Below are 14,942 nucleotides of genomic sequence, written 5' to 3'. Positions count from 1 at the left end.
CGCCCAGTCAGATAAAGCATTTCGGCAATCCATGCCAATAACTCCCCTACCAGCCTAAAAACGATTGTCACTAGCCGCCGCATCCAGGAAGGATTAAACTAGCGGGTATATTTTTGCTGGTTATAACAGGGTGCCAGAATAGGTTCGCGACAACGCGAACGCCTGAGCAACCTTAGACCAAATAACCATTTCCTTCAACAACTTACTAGTAAACGAGAAGTTGGCTTTCGTGAATATAAACGTCGCAGATTTGTTAAACGGGAATTACATCCTGTTATTATTCGTTGTACTTGCATTAGGACTATGCCTGGGAAAACTGCGTCTCGGCTCAGTACAACTTGGTAATTCCATTGGCGTTTTAGTCGTTTCTCTATTATTAGGTCAGCAGCATTTCGCGATTAACACCGATGCCCTTAATCTCGGCTTTATGTTGTTTATTTTTTGCGTCGGCGTGGAAGCCGGTCCTAACTTTTTTTCGATTTTTTTCCGCGACGGGAAAAACTATCTGATGCTGGCCCTGGTAATGGTCGGCAGCGCGATGCTGATCGCCATGGTGCTGGGTAAAGTGTTCGGCTGGGATATCGGGCTCACCGCCGGTATGCTGGCGGGGGCGATGACCTCCACCCCGGTGCTGGTGGGCGCGGGGGACACCCTGCGCCATTTCGGCCTGCCCAGCGATCAGCTGGCGCAGTCGCTTGACCACCTGAGCCTCGGCTATGCCCTGACCTACCTGGTTGGTCTGGTGAGCCTGATCGTCGGCGCCCGCTATATGCCCAAGCTGCAGCATCAGGATCTGCAGACCAGCGCCCAGCAAATCGCCCGCGAGCGCGGCCTCGATACCGATTCCAAACGTAAAGTCTACCTGCCGGTGATCCGCGCCTATCGCGTCGGCCCGGAGCTGGTGGCATGGGCGGATGGCAAAAATCTGCGCGAGCTGGGCATTTATCGCCAGACCGGCTGCTATATCGAACGCATCCGCCGCAACGGCATTCTGGCCAACCCGGACGGCGACGCGGTGCTGCAGATGGGCGACGATATTGCGCTGGTGGGCTACCCGGACGCGCACGCCCGCCTCGACCCGAGCTTCCGCAACGGTAAAGAGGTGTTCGACCGCGACCTGCTCGACATGCGCATCGTCACCGAAGAGATTGTGGTCAAAAACCACAACGCCGTCGGCCGCCGCCTGGCGCAGCTCAAGCTTACCGATCACGGCTGCTTCCTGAACCGGGTCATTCGCAGCCAGATCGAGATGCCTATCGACGACAACGTGGTGCTGAACAAAGGCGACGTGCTGCAGGTCAGCGGCGACGCCCGCCGCGTGAAGACCGTAGCCGACCGCATCGGCTTTATCTCCATTCACAGCCAGGTGACCGACCTCCTCGCCTTCTGCGCCTTCTTTATCGTCGGCCTGATGATCGGCATGATCACCTTCCAGTTCAGCTCCTTCAGCTTCGGCATCGGCAACGCCGCCGGCCTGCTGTTCGCCGGCATCATGCTTGGCTTCCTGCGCGCCAACCACCCAACCTTCGGCTATATCCCGCAGGGGGCGCTGAACATGGTGAAAGAGTTTGGCCTGATGGTGTTTATGGCCGGGGTCGGACTCAGCGCCGGGGCCGGGATCAATAACGGGCTGGGCGCCGTCGGCGGCCAGATGCTGGCGGCCGGGCTTATCGTCAGCCTGGTGCCGGTGGTGATCTGCTTCCTGTTCGGCGCCTACGTGCTGCGCATGAACCGGGCGATGCTGTTCGGCGCCATGATGGGGGCCCGCACCTGCGCCCCGGCGATGGAGATCATCAGCGATACCGCGCGCAGCAACATCCCGGCGCTCGGCTACGCGGGCACCTACGCCATCGCCAACGTGCTGCTCACCCTCGCCGGGACGCTCATCGTGATCATCTGGCCAGGGCTACAATAAATTTTTTGCGAAAAAAGGCGCCACAGGCAGAACTTTTTCTCAGGGCATCAGTCATAAGTAATGCCACTGCTTTTCTTTGATGTCCCCATTTTGTGGAGCCCATCAACCCCGCCACTTCGGTTCAAGGTTGATGGGTTTTTTGTTGCCTGCGTTTAGCCATTCCGGCTGAAACGCCGCCTCAGCGCCCCTCTTCCTGCACCCTCTCCCCTGCCAGCTGCCCGACCATCATGCGGATCGCCGCCTTCGACAGCGGCGCGCGGTCGGTGACAAAGTGCAGGGTCATCCCTTCAATAAAGGCGTCAAGGCCGCGGGCGGTGTCCGGGGCAAACCACTGCTCCAGCGTCTGCTGGCTGCGCCGCATCCAGTTCTGCATCACCGCCTTCAGCGCTGGCTGGCTGCTGCAGAATGCGTACAGCTGGTACATCAGCTCCATATTGCGCGCCGTGGTCACCTGGGCGCTGAAGATCAGCTCCGCGATGGCATCGCAGGCTTGTTGCCGGTTCGTTACCCCTGCGAAGCTTTGCTGATACTGCGCCGACATCTCGGCGGTAAACAGATTGAACGCCTCCGCGATCAGCGCCTCGATGCCGCTGAAATAGTAGGTCAGCGAACCCAGCGGCACATTCGCGCAGGTGGCGATTTTACGGTGCGTCACCGCATGGACGCCGTGCGCCGCGATGGTGTCCAGCGTCGCCTGCAGGATGCGCTCGCGGCGCTGCGGATCGTTCGGTCTACGGGCCATGATTTTCCTCTTCCGGTTTATGTACAAATGTACACATGCTTGCTACTGTTGTCTTCACTCTTCTCCTTTAAGGCGTTTACGGATGACGACGCAATCTTCGCGCAGAGCGCTCCAGCTTCGACTGTGGGCGCTGTTTATGTTCTTTTTCATCCCCGGCTTATTAATGGCCTCCTGGGCCACCCGCACGCCGGCGATCCGCGATCTGCTGGCGCTTTCTACCGCAGAGATGGGCGTCGTGCTGTTTGGCCTGTCGGTGGGATCGATGAGCGGTATTCTCTGCTCGGCGTGGCTGGTGAAGCGCTTTGGCACCCGCAAGGTCATCCGCACCACCATGTCCTTCGCCGTACTCGGCATGCTGGTGCTCAGCCTGGCGCTGTGGGTCACCTCCGCCCCGCTGTTCGCCTTCGGTCTGGCCATCTTTGGCGCCAGCTTTGGCTCGGCAGAGGTCGCCATTAACGTCGAGGGCGCGGCGGTTGAGCGGGAGATGAATAAAACGGTGCTGCCGATGATGCACGGCTTCTACAGCTTTGGCACCCTGTTCGGCGCCGGGGTGGGCATGGCGGTGACCGGGTTCGGCCTGCCCGCCGCTCCGCATATTCTGGCGGCCGCGCTGGTGGCCATTCTGCCCATCGCCATTGCCATCCGCGCCATTCCGGAGGGTACCGGTAAAAATGCCGCCGAAGCCGCCCACGGCGAGGCGAAAGGTCTGCCGGTATGGCGCGACGCGCAGCTGCTGCTTATCGGTGTCATCGTCCTGGCGATGGCCTTTGCCGAAGGCTCGGCCAATGACTGGCTGCCGCTGCTGATGGTGGACGGCCACGGCTTTAGCCCCACCTCCGGCTCGCTGATCTATGCCGGCTTCACCCTCGGCATGACGCTGGGCCGCTTTACCGGCGGCTGGTTTATCGATCGCTACAGCCGGGTGACGGTGGTTCGCGGCAGCGCGGTGATGGGCGCTCTGGGTATCGGCCTGATTATCTTCGTCGATAACCCCTGGGTGGCGGGCATCTCGGTGCTGCTGTGGGGCATCGGCGCCTCGCTCGGCTTCCCGCTGACTATTTCCGCCGCCAGCGATACCGGTCCGGATGCCCCTAAGCGCGTCAGCGTGGTGGCGATTACCGGGTATCTTGCTTTCCTCGTCGGGCCGCCGCTGTTGGGCTTCCTCGGCGAGCACTTCGGCCTGCGCAGCGCGATGCTGGTGGTGCTGGGCCTGGTGATGGTGGCGGCGCTGGTCGCCCGCGCGGTGGCTAAGCCACAGTCTGAACCCGTTATGGAGAACAGCTAATGAGCATCAAACTGATTGCGGTGGATATGGACGGCACCTTTTTAAGCGATGCCAAAACCTACAACCGGCCGCGCTTCCTCGCCCAGTATCAACGAATGCGCGAGCAGAACATTCGCTTCGTGGTCGCCAGCGGCAACCAGTACTACCAGCTGATCTCCTTCTTTCCGGAGATCGCCCACCAGATCGCCTTCGTGGCGGAAAACGGCGGCTGGGTAGTGAGCGGCAATGAAGATGTCTTCAACTGCCAGCTGCCGGTTCACCATTTCAACGCCGTGGTCGATCATCTGCAGACGCTGCCGAATATCGAAATCATCGCCTGCGGGAAGCGCAGCGCCTACACCCTCAACCGCTACAACGACGCGCTGAAGACGGTGGCGGCGAAGTATTATCACCGCCTTGAACTGGTGGATGATTTTAACCATCTCGATGACACCATCCTCAAATTTGGTCTCAACGTGCCGGACCGCCTGATCCCGGAAATTCAGCCGAGGCTGCACGCGGCGCTGGGGGACATGGTGACCGCAGTGGCCACCGGCTACGGCAGCATCGACTTAATTATCCCGGGGGTGCACAAAGCCAACGGCCTGCGTATTTTGCAGCAGCGCTGGGGCATCGAGGATCATGAGGTGGTGGCGTTCGGCGACAGCGGCAACGATATCGAAATGCTGCAGCACGCCGGGTTTGGCTTCGCCATGGCCAACGCCCGGGAAGACGTCAAAGCCGTCGCCCGCTATTATGCGCCGCACAACAACGAAGAAGGGGTTCTGCAGATTATCGATAAGGTGTTGGATCGCGAAGCGCCGTTCGCCTGATAAGACCCGGATGCAAGCGCATCCGGGTTGAAAACCGGTTACCCCTGCTGCGAATTGCCGACGCTTTTATCTTTCAGGAAGTAGATCATCAGCCCCAGCCACAGCACCCCGCCCAGCAGGTTAAACAGGCTGAACAGCCCATTGCCGCCCAGCTCGTAAGCATGTTTGCTGAGCTCGATGCCGACGGTGAAGATCAGCATCTGCAGCATTCCCATCGCCGCCGAAACCGTGCCTTTGCTCATCTCGCTGGCGAACAGGGTTAAGCGCACCAGGCCGGCGTTCGCCAGGCCAATCCCGAAGGCGTAGAAGCTCAGGCCGGCGGTCATCCACAGATAGGCGTGGGAAGAGACTACCGTCGCCGCCGCGGAGAGGAGCAGGCCAAACACGATCGGCCAGCCGCCCATGATAATCAGCGAGCGCACGGTACGGCGCGAAGTCAGGCGCGCCAGCACCAGGTTGCCGGCAATCAGCGCGCCGAAAATCGGCACCTGCAGCATGCCATACTCATAGCTGGTGGCTTGTTCGCCGCTGATAATAATGACCGGCGACTGGGCAATCCACGCCAGCAGCGGTAGGCTGACAAAGCCGGTGGCCAGCGCGCCGGCGACGAAGCGCAGGTTTTTCAGCACCAGGCGATAATCGCGGCCCAGCTCTTTGACCGACAGCTTTTCACCCAGCCGCGTCGCGGTCTCCGGCATCGCTCGCTGCAGGCCGACAAACGAGATGGCAGCCAGCACGGCGAACAGCACGAACATCATCTCCCACGGCAGGATATGCACCCAGGCGGCGCCCACCAGCGGCCCCAGCAGCGGAGCAATCAGCGCCACGTTGGCCATCAGGGCAGTGATTTTAATACACACCGCCTCCTCAAAGGACTCCTGGATCGCCGCGTAGCCGACCGCGCCGATAAAGCACAGGCTGATCCCCTGCAGGAAGCGCAGCAGGGTGAACTGCTCAATGGTCTGCGCCAGCAGCGTCGCCAGGCAGGTGACGATAAACCACACCACCCCGGTCAACATCACCGGACGGCGGCCAATACGGTCCGACAGCGGCCCCAGCAGCCACTGTAAAAACATGCCGCCGGCCAGATAGGCGGTCATCGAGGTGGGAACCCACTCGTTGCCCACCTGGAATTCCTGAACCACGGCCAGCATACCCGGCTGGATCATATCGTTGCCGATATAGGTGGAAAACTCGTACAGCACCAGACATAGCGGGAACAGCAGCGCCTGCCTTCCGAGGCGGCGGCCTGAAAGCGAATAATTTTGCATGAAATCTCTTATCTATCAAAAATCGCGCAAAGTGTAATGAAACTCCCGGCGCGGAGATAGTGAATTGTGGGTGACACCGCACAATATTGCGAGTTGCGCGCCACCGTCAGGCTTCTCCTTTGCAATTCACTCGGCGTATATATTCCGTTTATGTTTCAGCAATGTGACAAAGGCTATACTGACGCTTTTCAGGGGGTTAGCGCCGCGCCTCAGGAGGCGACATTTCATAACAACCTGATCTTTAAGACAATGCTGCTTTATCTCCGCACCGCTTTTATTTAGGGTAGGCGGCTTATTTGCTATCGGACCAACGAGCCTGGAAGTCTATGCTGGAAAATATTAACTACGCGCTGTTCGCCCTGCTCAACGCAACCCCGGCCTCGCCGCAGTGGGCCATTGAGGTGGCGATTTTCATCGCTAAAGATCTGATTCTGATCGTGCCCTTGCTGGTGGTGACCTTGTGGCTGTGGGGGCCTGCCCAGCGGCAGATGGTGTTTAAGCTGATGCTGGCGCTGACGATCAGCCTGACCGTCTCATGGGCGATCGGCCACCTCTATCCGCACGATCGGCCGTTTGTCGCCGGCGTGGGCTATAACTTCCTGCACCATGCGGCGGACGACTCCTTCCCCAGCGACCATGGCACCGTCAGCTTTACCTTTGCCCTGGCCTTCCTGTTCTGGCATCGCCTGTGGTCCGGCGCCCTGCTGATGGCCCTTGCCGCCGCCATCGCCTGGTCCCGCGTCTATCTCGGCGTCCACTGGCCGCTGGACATGGTTGGCGGCCTGCTGGCCGGGATGTGCGGCTGCCTTGGCGCGGCGCTAATCTGGCATACTGTCGGCCCGGCGCTGTACCGTCAGCTGCAGCGCCTCTATCGCCTCTGCTTCTCCCTGCCGATCCGCAAAGGCTGGGTGCGCGGCTAAACGCCGACCGTCGCGGCGGCCACCGCGTGACTAACCCGCAAGCGACAGGTAAAATCCCGCTAACGCCCTGCCTCCGCAGGGCGATTTTAGCGCAGAGGGAATATGGAAACTCGCCGTGACGAACGCATCAGTCAGCTCATTCAGGCACTCAAGCGCAGCGATAAGCTGCATCTGAAAGAAGCGGCCTCCCTGCTTGGGGTGTCGGAAATGACCATTCGTCGCGACCTCAACGGCCACAGCGGTCCGGTCGTGCTGCTCGGCGGATACATTGTGCTGGAGCCGCGCAGCGCCACCCATTACCTGCTCAGCGATCAAAAGACCCGGCTGGTCGAGGAGAAACGCCGCGCCGCCCGCCATGCGGCCGCGCTGCTGGAGCCCCATCAGATGGCCTTCTTCGACTGCGGGACCACCACCCCGTGGATCATCGACGCCATTGACGATGCCCTGCCCTTCACCGGCGTCTGCTACTCCCTGAACACCTTTCTGGCCCTGCAGGAAAAGCCCCAGTGCCGCGCGGTCCTGTGTGGTGGAGAATTTCATGCCAGCAACGCGATTTTTATGCCGCTGAGCCTTGAGGATACCCTCAGCCATCTGAGCCCTGACATCGCCTTTTACTCGGCGGCGGGCATTGACTGCGAACAGGGGGCGACCTGCTATAACCTGGAGGAACTGCCGGTCAAACACTGGGCGATGCGACACGCGCGCTACCACGTGCTGGTGGTCGACCACAGCAAGTTTGGCAAAGTGCGTCCGGCGCGCATGGGGGCGTTAGCGAAGTTTGACGTGATCGCCAGCGATATCTGCCCGGATGATGAGCTGGTGGCGCTGGCGAAGGCACAGCAGATCTCCCTGCTGTATTGAAGCGTCACTATTGAAGCGTAACTGACCGCGCCCCGCCGGGCGCGGTCATGGCATCAGGAGAACCAGCTGCCGAACCAGCCGTGCAGTTTCATCAGTACGAAGTCGATCATCCGGCTGAAGAAGCCGCCCTCTTTCACCGGCTCCATGACGATCAGCGGGCGCTGCTCGATGGTTTTATCATTCAGCTTAAAGTCGATAGTCCCGACCACCTGCCCCTTCTCCAGCGGCGCGGTAAGCTGCGGCTGGTTTAAGGTGTAGCTGGCTTTCAGGTTTTTCAGCTGGCCCTTCGGCAGGGTGATAGAGCCCGCTTCGCCGGCCCCCAGTTTCGCTTCGCTGCTATCGCCAAACCACACGCGCTGGGTGACGAAGGTGGCATCCGGTTTAATCGGCGTCACGGTTTCATAGAAGCGGAAGCCCCAGGTCAGCAGTTTTTCCGACTCGTTAAAGCGAATGCGGTCGGTTTTGGTCCCCAGCACCACGGCAATCAGACGCATATCGCCCTGAGTGGCCGAAGATACCAGGTTATAGCCGGCCCCGGCGGTGGTCCCGGTTTTCACGCCATCGGCGTTGAGGTTGGTGCTCCACAGCAGGCGGTTACGGTTTGGCTGGCGAATTTTATTAAAGGTAAACTCTTTCTCTTTATGTACCGCGTACTCTTCCGGTACGTCGTGGATCATCGCTTTGGTCAGTAACGCCATATCGCGGGCGGTACTGAACTGCCCCGGCGCATCGAGGCCGTGGACGGTCATAAAGGTGGTGTTGGTCAGCCCCATTTTTTTGGCGTAGCCGTTCATCAGGCTGACGAAAGCGTCCTGGCTGCCCGCCACGTAGTCCGCAATGGCAATGCTGGCGTCGTTACCGGACTGAATGATGACCCCTTTGTTCAGATCTTCTACTGAAACCTGCATGCCGGGCTTGAGGAACATCACCGATGAACCGCGCAGCGCTGGGTTGCCGGTCGCCCAGGCATCGCGCCCGACGGTCACCATATCGGTCAGTTTAATTTTTCCCGCTTTTATCGCCTGCCCCACCACGTAGCTGGTCATGATCTTCGTCAGACTGGCCGGGTCGAGTTTTTCATCGGCATTGCCTTCGCTCAGCACCTTCCCGCTGGCGTAGTCCATCAGGATCCAGGCGCGAGCGTCAATCGAAGGGGCGTCGGGGAGTTGTTCTGCAGCCTGCACCGCAGGTGCGACAAGAAATAACAGCGCGCAACCTGCCGCGAGGCCGCGAAGGGAAAAAGCGTCATGCATCATAAGAGCCACCCAAGTATCCTTTCCAAACAAAATATGCCGCGCCACTCTGACCGCGCCGCAGCAACCGGTGAGTAAAGCGTACAAATGACCTTAAAGAAACAGCGAGTTGGTAAAGTTTTTAAAGTTTACGCAATAACATGCCGCTGTGCTTTAATCAGAACAATTTTTTTGATCGTGATTGCCTAAATATTAACTTTATCCCAACATGATCGCCGATCGCGCTGCAACGGCAGTGAAACAAACTCAGGAGCGAAAATGATTACACTGTGGGGACGTAATAACTCGACCAACGTGAAGAAAGTGCGCTGGGTGCTGGAGGAGCTGGAACTGCCGTATGAGCAGATCCTCGCCGGGCTGGAGTTTGGTCTCAATCGTGACCCGGAATATCTGGCGATGAACCCCAACGGGCTGGTGCCGCTGTTAAAGGACGATGCCACCGGGGTGGTGTTGTGGGAATCAAATACGATTATTCGCTACCTTGCCGCCCAGTATGGCGCTGACCGTCTGTGGCTGGCCGCGCCGGCGCAGCGCGCGCAAGGCGATAAGTGGATGGACTGGTCCAACGGCACGCTCTCTCCCGCCCATCGCCCGGTATTAATGGGTCTGGTGAGGACGCCGCCGGAGCAACGCGACCCGGCGGCCATCGCCGCGGGGATCAGCGCCTGCGAAGCGCTGTTCGCCATGCTGGATGACGAGCTGGCGAAAACGCCGTGGCTCTCCGGCGGGCAGTTCGGCCTTGGCGATATTGCCGTCGCCCCCTTCGTCTACAACCTGCTGTCGATCCTCGACAGCTGGCAACCGCGTCCCCATCTGCAGCGCTGGTATCAGCAGATTAGCCAGCGTCCGGCCTGGCGCGAAGTGGTGCAGATCCCGGTCACCTGAAATTAACTCTCCGGACTCAGCCGCAATAGCTCGCCGTTAGACTCGTCGGTTAACACATACAGATAGCCGTCGGGTCCCACGCGGACGTCGCGGATCCGTTTCCCGCGCGCCTCCAGCAGGCGCTCCTCCTCGCGGACCTGATTGCCGTCCACCGCCAGAACAATCAGCGACGTCTCCTTCAGCGCGCCGATAAACAGCTTATGTTGCCACTGGGGAAAGGTCTGCGCCGCGTAAAAGGCCATCCCGCTCACTCCCGGCGAGACCGGCCAGACATACAGGGGCAAGACGGTCCCCGGCACCGTCTTGCCCCTGGCCTCCGGAATGGGCAGGCCGCTGTAGTTAATGCCGTGCGTCGCCAGCGGCCAGCCATAGTTTTTTCCCGCCTGTGGGATATTAATTTCATCCCCGCCGCGCGGGCCATGCTCGTTCAGCCACAGCGCCCCGCTCCACGGATTCATCGCCATACCCTGCGGATTGCGGATGCCGTAGGCCCAGATCTCCGGCCTCACGTCGGTCCGGCCAACAAAGGGGTTATCCGGCGGAACGCCCCCGGTCTCCGTCAGACGGACCACTTTTCCCTGTAGCTTGCCGAGATCCTGAGCGGTGGGACGCTGATTGTTCTCCCCGAGGCCAATAAACAGATGCCCTTTGCCGTCGAACACCAGCCGGCCGCCAAAATGATTGCCGACGGAAAGTTTCGGCTGCTGGCGAAACACCACGGTGAAGTTCGTCAGCTGCGTGGCATCCTGGCTCAACTGCCCGTAGCCCACCGCGGTGCCCGCTTTGCCGCTGGCGTCGCTCTCCGCATAGCTTAGCCACACCCGCCGAGACTGCGCGAAATCCGGGGCCAGCGCCACGTCCAGTAAGCCTCCCTGGCCGTTGGCCCACACCTGCGGCAAGCCGGCTATCGGCGCCGACAGGCCTTTACCTGGCTGCCAGCGCTTGAGCTCGCCGCCGCGCAGAGTAATCAACATGCCCTGGTCGCCGGGGAGAAACGCCAGGCTCCACGGATGGGCCAGCCGGTTCTGCAATACTTCCACCCGCACCGCGGCCTGGCTCAGGGCCGGCAGCGACAGGGCGCTCAATAGCAACAGCAGCGGGATCGGACGCATGGCATTCTCCTTTCGTCAGCTCTGCGCTAAAGGGTAGCCAGCGGGGAAATTTGCGCGGGGATTTTTACATAACCTTTAACAGGGGAAGCGTCCACTTCCCCTGGGTTTCAGCCGATCAGGCATGAGGGATTGGCGACAATTTATTCAATTTATGAATATTTGAAGTCAATCCTGTCAGACAGCGTTCTAGCTTCTCTACGTTAACAGCGATGTACAGCGGACAATCATGATGTCCGCTCATCAGGCATACTGCAGCGGCGGCGACGGACTCGCCGGCCAAACGAAGGGCATCCCTCTCCTCCGGTGAAATGACATTTTGCAGGCGCGGCGCCTGGGCACGCATTTCACGGCAAAGCTCAAACAAGTTTTCACGCAGATGGTCATTTTCGCTGACTGACATGTAGCCTTTGGCCTTTCGCAGCTGCAGATAGGCGTCAATATCGATATTGGCGTTAATGAGCTTCTGCAAAAGGTGGCGGTATAGTCTGTCAACGCTCATCACGGTTCCTCCTCTGTCGTCCTTTACCTCATCCATAATACGGTTATTTTTTGTACAAAATGATGCGCCAGGTCAATTATTCCCAAGCCTTTAACACCCTTTACAATGTAACAACCTTGCCGCTTTGTCAGGTATATAACAAAGATAATGTTATACGATCACATTTGATTTCATGAAGAAATCAATTCGCATTCGCCGCCATAAAAAGGCCAAAATAGTGCTGCAATGATCACATTATATTGCTGGCGCTATTGCACGATCGCCAGTCAGGATGCCATAACAAATCATTAATGTAATACGTATAACATTTCATAAAAACAGCGACCGCGGTTCGCTGATAATCTCTCTGCCCATTTGCAAGGAACTGAACCATGACGCCCGGTAAAAGAAACTACCTTCTGTTGAGTCTTTTCGATTTCCTCTACCTGTTCGCCTGGTCGTCGACCATGGCTTTCTTTGTCATCTGGACCACCCAGCATCTTGGCATCAGCGCCACGAAAACCGGCCTGCTCTATTCGGTCAACGCTTTTATCGCCCTGCTGATGCAGCCTTTCTTCGGCTTTATCTCCGACAAGTTCGGCCTGAAAAAACGCCTTATCTGGCTGCTGGTGGCGCTGCTCCTGCCGGTAGGCCCCTTCTTTATCTACGTTTACGCGCCGCTGCTGATGCACAGCTTCTGGATTGGCGCGCTGCTGGGGGGCATCTATCTGGGGATCATCTTTAACTCCGGCTGCGGGGTGATCGACTCTTATATCGATAAGATTTCCCGCCGCTACCAGTTCGAATACGGTCGGGTGCGGATGTGGGGCTCGTTAGGCTGGGCGGCCGCGGCCTGGATCGTCGGTAAATATATCGACAGCAATCCCAATCTGGCCTTCTGGCTCGCCAGCCTCGCCATCGTCATCGCCGCCGTCTGCTTTATGCTGACCAAAATCGAATTAACTGACGCCGATGTGGCGCGAAGCGAATCGCTGAAGGTCTCCCATGCCCTTGAGCTGGCGAAGAACAGCCAGTTCTGGATGCTGCTGATCTTTACCCTGTTCGTCACGCAGATTTATGACACCTACGATCAGCAATTTGCCCAGTACTTCTCGCTGCAGTTCCCGACGCCGGAGGAAGGCAACCGCTGGTATGGGATCCTCGCCTCCATTCAGGTGTGCGGCGAAACGCTGTTCTTATGCCTGATGCCGTGGTTTGTTAACCGGACCGGCGCCAAATGGGCGCTGATCATTGCCGGGCTGATCATGTCGGTACGTATTGCTGGCTCGGCGGTGCCTCTCGGCCCGGTGTGGATTGGCGCAGTAAAAATGATGCATGCCCTGGAGAAACCGTTAATTCTGGTGTCGGTTTTTAAATTCATCGCCGCCAACTTCGACCACAAGCTCTCTTCAACAGTCTATTTACTGGTGCTGTTTGTCGCCTCGATCGCCACCGCCATCTACTCGCCGCTGGCAGGCTATCTGTACGATACCATTGGCTTCGCCGACACCTATCTGATCCTCGGCGGCATCGCCGGGCTCTTTACTCTGATCTCTGTCTTCACGCTGCAGGATAAGCGCGAGCCGAAAAAGCCCGACGTCGCCCCCTCCGGAGCCGTCACCCCGGCGCAATAAGTCTCTGCCCGGCAGCAACGCCGGGCATGAGTCGCCGCCCGCGCGCACGGCGTGCCGGAAGCGTTTCCCGCCCCTCTGCCCCGGGGCGTGCGGGATCCGCTGTAGCGGCAGGGTCGTGAAAGGCAGGGTTGGGTGCGCTTTTTCACCATTAACCGTGACGGAGCTATACTCTTTTTCGCAAAGATCTGTAGAATTCCTGCCCTGACCATTCCAATAATTGAACACTTTTTAAGCTATGAGCAATGTCACGCACCAGCCGAAAATCGGCTTCGTCTCCCTGGGCTGCCCGAAAAACCTCGTGGACTCAGAGCGTATCCTGACCGAACTGCGCACCGAAGGTTATGACGTCGTACCTACCTACGACAACGCCGATATGGTGATCGTTAACACCTGCGGCTTTATCGACAGCGCCGTGCAGGAATCGCTGGAAGCGATCGGCGAAGCGTTGAAAGAGAACGGTAAGGTGATCGTCACCGGCTGTCTCGGCGCAAAAGAGGATCAGATCCGCGAAGTGCACCCGAAGGTGCTGGAGATCACCGGTCCGCACAGCTATGAGCAGGTGCTGGAGCACGTCCACCACTATACGCCAAAGCCGAAGCACAACCCGTTCCTGAGCCTGGTGCCGGAACAGGGCGTTAAGCTGACGCCGCGCCACTACGCCTACTTAAAAATTTCCGAAGGCTGCAACCATCGCTGCACCTTCTGCATTATTCCGTCCATGCGCGGCGATCTGGTGAGCCGTCCGATTGGCGAAGTGCTGGCGGAAGCCAAACGCCTCGCTGACGCTGGCGTGAAAGAGCTGCTGGTGATTTCGCAGGACACCTCCGCCTACGGCGTCGACGTCAAGCACCGCACCGGTTTCCACAACGGTATGCCGGTGAAGACCAGCATGGTCAGCCTGTGCGAAGAGCTGGCGAAGCTCGGCATCTGGGTGCGCCTGCACTATGTCTACCCGTACCCGCACGTCGACGATGTGATCCCGCTGATGGCGGAAGGCAAAATTCTGCCGTACCTCGATATTCCGCTGCAGCACGCCAGCCCGCGTATCCTGAAGCTGATGAAGCGTCCAGGATCCGCGGACCGTCAGCTGGCGCGCATCAAGCAGTGGCGTGAAATCTGCCCGGATCTGACCCTGCGCTCCACCTTTATCGTGGGCTTCCCGGGCGAAACGGAAGAAGATTTCCAGATGCTGCTCGACTTCCTGAAAGAGGCGCGTCTCGACCGCGTCGGCTGCTTCAAGTACAGTCCGGTTGAAGGCGCCACCGCCAATGAGCTGGCGGACCAGGTGCCGGAAGAGGTGAAAGAGGAGCGCTGGAACCGCTTTATGCAGCTGCAGCAGCAGATCTCTGCCGAGCGTCTGCAGGAAAAAGTGGGCCGCGAAATCCTGGTGCTGGTGGATGAAGTGGATGAAGAAGGCGCCATTGGCCGCAGCATGGCCGACGCCCCGGAAATCGACGGCGCGGTCTACCTGAACGGCGAAACCCGCGTTAAGCCGGGCGACGTGGTGCGGGTGAAAGTCGAGCACGCCGACGAATACGATCTGTGGGGAACCCGGATCTAGTCCAGCTTCCCGGATAGCGGCTTATCGCATTCCCCTGCATGGGGGGTCCTCCCGTAGGCTCCCCCCCAGGCCCGGCAAGCGCAGCATTGATTACCTTCCAGGCAATCCTGTTGCACCGTTATTTTGCCGTGTGGCGGCTACGCCTTATCCGGCCTGGAGGGTCCTCTCACAGGCATATACCTCGCAGGCCCGGCAAGCGCAGCGCCACCGGGC

Annotated in this window: 13 protein-coding genes; 8 read left to right on the top strand and 5 right to left on the bottom strand. The window is 59.1% G+C overall.

Annotated features, from left to right (window positions below; genetic code table 11):
• The first annotated feature begins 229 nt into the window (after positions 1-229).
• Entirely contained in the window at positions 230-1,915 is a 1,686-nt protein-coding gene (locus tag ABLV52_RS21770; protein ID WP_004179131.1) for an aspartate:alanine antiporter, read from the top strand.
• A 178-nt stretch (positions 1,916-2,093) separates the two neighbouring features.
• Here the strand turns inward: ABLV52_RS21770 and ABLV52_RS21765 are convergent, their stop codons facing one another.
• A complete protein-coding gene (locus ABLV52_RS21765) occupies positions 2,094-2,657 on the bottom strand; it encodes a TetR family transcriptional regulator (RefSeq protein WP_348890925.1) in 564 nt (187 codons plus the stop codon).
• An 82-nt stretch (positions 2,658-2,739) separates the two neighbouring features.
• Between ABLV52_RS21765 and ABLV52_RS21760 the strand changes: the two genes are divergently transcribed.
• The gene (locus ABLV52_RS21760) at positions 2,740-3,942 is read left to right on the top strand and encodes an MFS transporter (protein WP_044521889.1); all 1,203 of its coding nucleotides are present in this window, start codon (positions 2,740-2,742) and stop codon (positions 3,940-3,942) included.
• Positions 3,942-4,754, top strand: a complete 813-nt coding sequence (locus tag ABLV52_RS21755; protein ID WP_261901607.1) for a Cof-type HAD-IIB family hydrolase — start codon at positions 3,942-3,944, stop codon at positions 4,752-4,754. The genes ABLV52_RS21760 and ABLV52_RS21755 overlap by 1 nt, the downstream gene beginning before the upstream one ends.
• Before the next feature lie 38 nt (positions 4,755-4,792).
• Here ABLV52_RS21755 and kdeA read toward each other — a convergent pair whose 3' ends face one another.
• The gene (kdeA, locus tag ABLV52_RS21750) at positions 4,793-6,025 is read right to left on the bottom strand and encodes a multidrug efflux MFS transporter KdeA (protein ID WP_004201293.1); all 1,233 of its coding nucleotides are present in this window, start codon (positions 6,023-6,025) and stop codon (positions 4,793-4,795) included.
• Between the two features lie 326 nt (positions 6,026-6,351).
• On the opposite strand from kdeA, the gene ybjG reads away from it, so the two are divergent.
• Together ybjG and deoR are read left to right on the top strand one after the other, a co-directional pair.
• Positions 6,352-6,945, top strand: coding sequence for an undecaprenyl-diphosphate phosphatase (gene ybjG, locus ABLV52_RS21745; protein ID WP_023288976.1), 594 nt, complete (start codon positions 6,352-6,354; stop codon positions 6,943-6,945).
• Positions 6,946-7,047: 102 nt separating this feature from the next.
• Complete coding sequence (deoR, locus tag ABLV52_RS21740) at positions 7,048-7,806, top strand: DNA-binding transcriptional repressor DeoR (RefSeq protein WP_023288975.1); 759 nt, start codon at positions 7,048-7,050, stop codon at positions 7,804-7,806.
• 53 nt (positions 7,807-7,859) lie between these two features.
• Here the strand turns inward: deoR and dacC are convergent, their stop codons facing one another.
• Positions 7,860-9,062: a serine-type D-Ala-D-Ala carboxypeptidase gene (gene dacC / locus ABLV52_RS21735; protein ID WP_004201290.1), complete on the bottom strand. Its 1,203-nt coding sequence runs from the start codon at positions 9,060-9,062 to the stop codon at positions 7,860-7,862.
• 255 nt (positions 9,063-9,317) lie between these two features.
• On the opposite strand from dacC, the gene ABLV52_RS21730 reads away from it, so the two are divergent.
• Positions 9,318-9,944, top strand: a complete 627-nt coding sequence (locus ABLV52_RS21730) for a glutathione S-transferase family protein (protein ID WP_348890924.1) — start codon at positions 9,318-9,320, stop codon at positions 9,942-9,944.
• Between the two features lie 2 nt (positions 9,945-9,946).
• Here ABLV52_RS21730 and ABLV52_RS21725 read toward each other — a convergent pair whose 3' ends face one another.
• Positions 9,947-11,056 carry a PQQ-dependent sugar dehydrogenase gene (locus ABLV52_RS21725; protein WP_348890923.1) on the bottom strand — a complete coding sequence of 370 codons (1,110 nt, stop codon included), beginning with the start codon at positions 11,054-11,056 and terminating at the stop codon, positions 9,947-9,949.
• Between the two features lie 115 nt (positions 11,057-11,171).
• Entirely contained in the window at positions 11,172-11,555 is a 384-nt protein-coding gene (bssR, locus tag ABLV52_RS21720; RefSeq protein WP_065881878.1) for a biofilm formation regulator BssR, read from the bottom strand.
• A 371-nt stretch (positions 11,556-11,926) separates the two neighbouring features.
• On the opposite strand from bssR, the gene ABLV52_RS21715 reads away from it, so the two are divergent.
• A complete protein-coding gene (locus tag ABLV52_RS21715) occupies positions 11,927-13,168 on the top strand; it encodes an oligosaccharide MFS transporter (RefSeq protein WP_049014668.1) in 1,242 nt (413 codons plus the stop codon).
• A 235-nt stretch (positions 13,169-13,403) separates the two neighbouring features.
• A complete protein-coding gene (gene rimO / locus ABLV52_RS21710; RefSeq protein WP_023288970.1) occupies positions 13,404-14,729 on the top strand; it encodes a 30S ribosomal protein S12 methylthiotransferase RimO in 1,326 nt (441 codons plus the stop codon).
• Positions 14,730-14,942: the final 213 nt, after the last annotated feature.

This window comes from Klebsiella sp. GB_Kp056 (assembly GCF_040064755.1).
Classification (GTDB): Bacteria; Pseudomonadota; Gammaproteobacteria; order Enterobacterales; family Enterobacteriaceae; genus Klebsiella; species Klebsiella quasipneumoniae.
Note: the sequence above shows the minus strand (reverse complement) of the source record. Positions and strands in the feature narration are given on the sequence as shown.

Bases quoted from the DNA above. Each gene is read 5' to 3' on its own strand.
- ABLV52_RS21765 (WP_348890925.1), bottom strand. From the start codon at position 2,657: ATGGCCCGTAGACCGAACGATCCGCAGCGCCGCGAGCGCATCCTGCAG.
- ABLV52_RS21760 (WP_044521889.1), top strand. From the start codon at position 2,740: ATGACGACGCAATCTTCGCGCAGAGCGCTCCAGCTTCGACTGTGGGCG.
- ABLV52_RS21755 (WP_261901607.1), top strand. From the start codon at position 3,942: ATGAGCATCAAACTGATTGCGGTGGATATGGACGGCACCTTTTTAAGC.
- kdeA (WP_004201293.1), bottom strand. From the start codon at position 6,025: ATGCAAAATTATTCGCTTTCAGGCCGCCGCCTCGGAAGGCAGGCGCTG.
- ybjG (WP_023288976.1), top strand. From the start codon at position 6,352: ATGCTGGAAAATATTAACTACGCGCTGTTCGCCCTGCTCAACGCAACC.
- deoR (WP_023288975.1), top strand. From the start codon at position 7,048: ATGGAAACTCGCCGTGACGAACGCATCAGTCAGCTCATTCAGGCACTC.
- dacC (WP_004201290.1), bottom strand. From the start codon at position 9,062: ATGATGCATGACGCTTTTTCCCTTCGCGGCCTCGCGGCAGGTTGCGCG.
- ABLV52_RS21730 (WP_348890924.1), top strand. From the start codon at position 9,318: ATGATTACACTGTGGGGACGTAATAACTCGACCAACGTGAAGAAAGTG.
- ABLV52_RS21725 (WP_348890923.1), bottom strand. From the start codon at position 11,056: ATGCGTCCGATCCCGCTGCTGTTGCTATTGAGCGCCCTGTCGCTGCCG.
- bssR (WP_065881878.1), bottom strand. From the start codon at position 11,555: ATGAGCGTTGACAGACTATACCGCCACCTTTTGCAGAAGCTCATTAAC.
- ABLV52_RS21715 (WP_049014668.1), top strand. From the start codon at position 11,927: ATGACGCCCGGTAAAAGAAACTACCTTCTGTTGAGTCTTTTCGATTTC.
- rimO (WP_023288970.1), top strand. From the start codon at position 13,404: ATGAGCAATGTCACGCACCAGCCGAAAATCGGCTTCGTCTCCCTGGGC.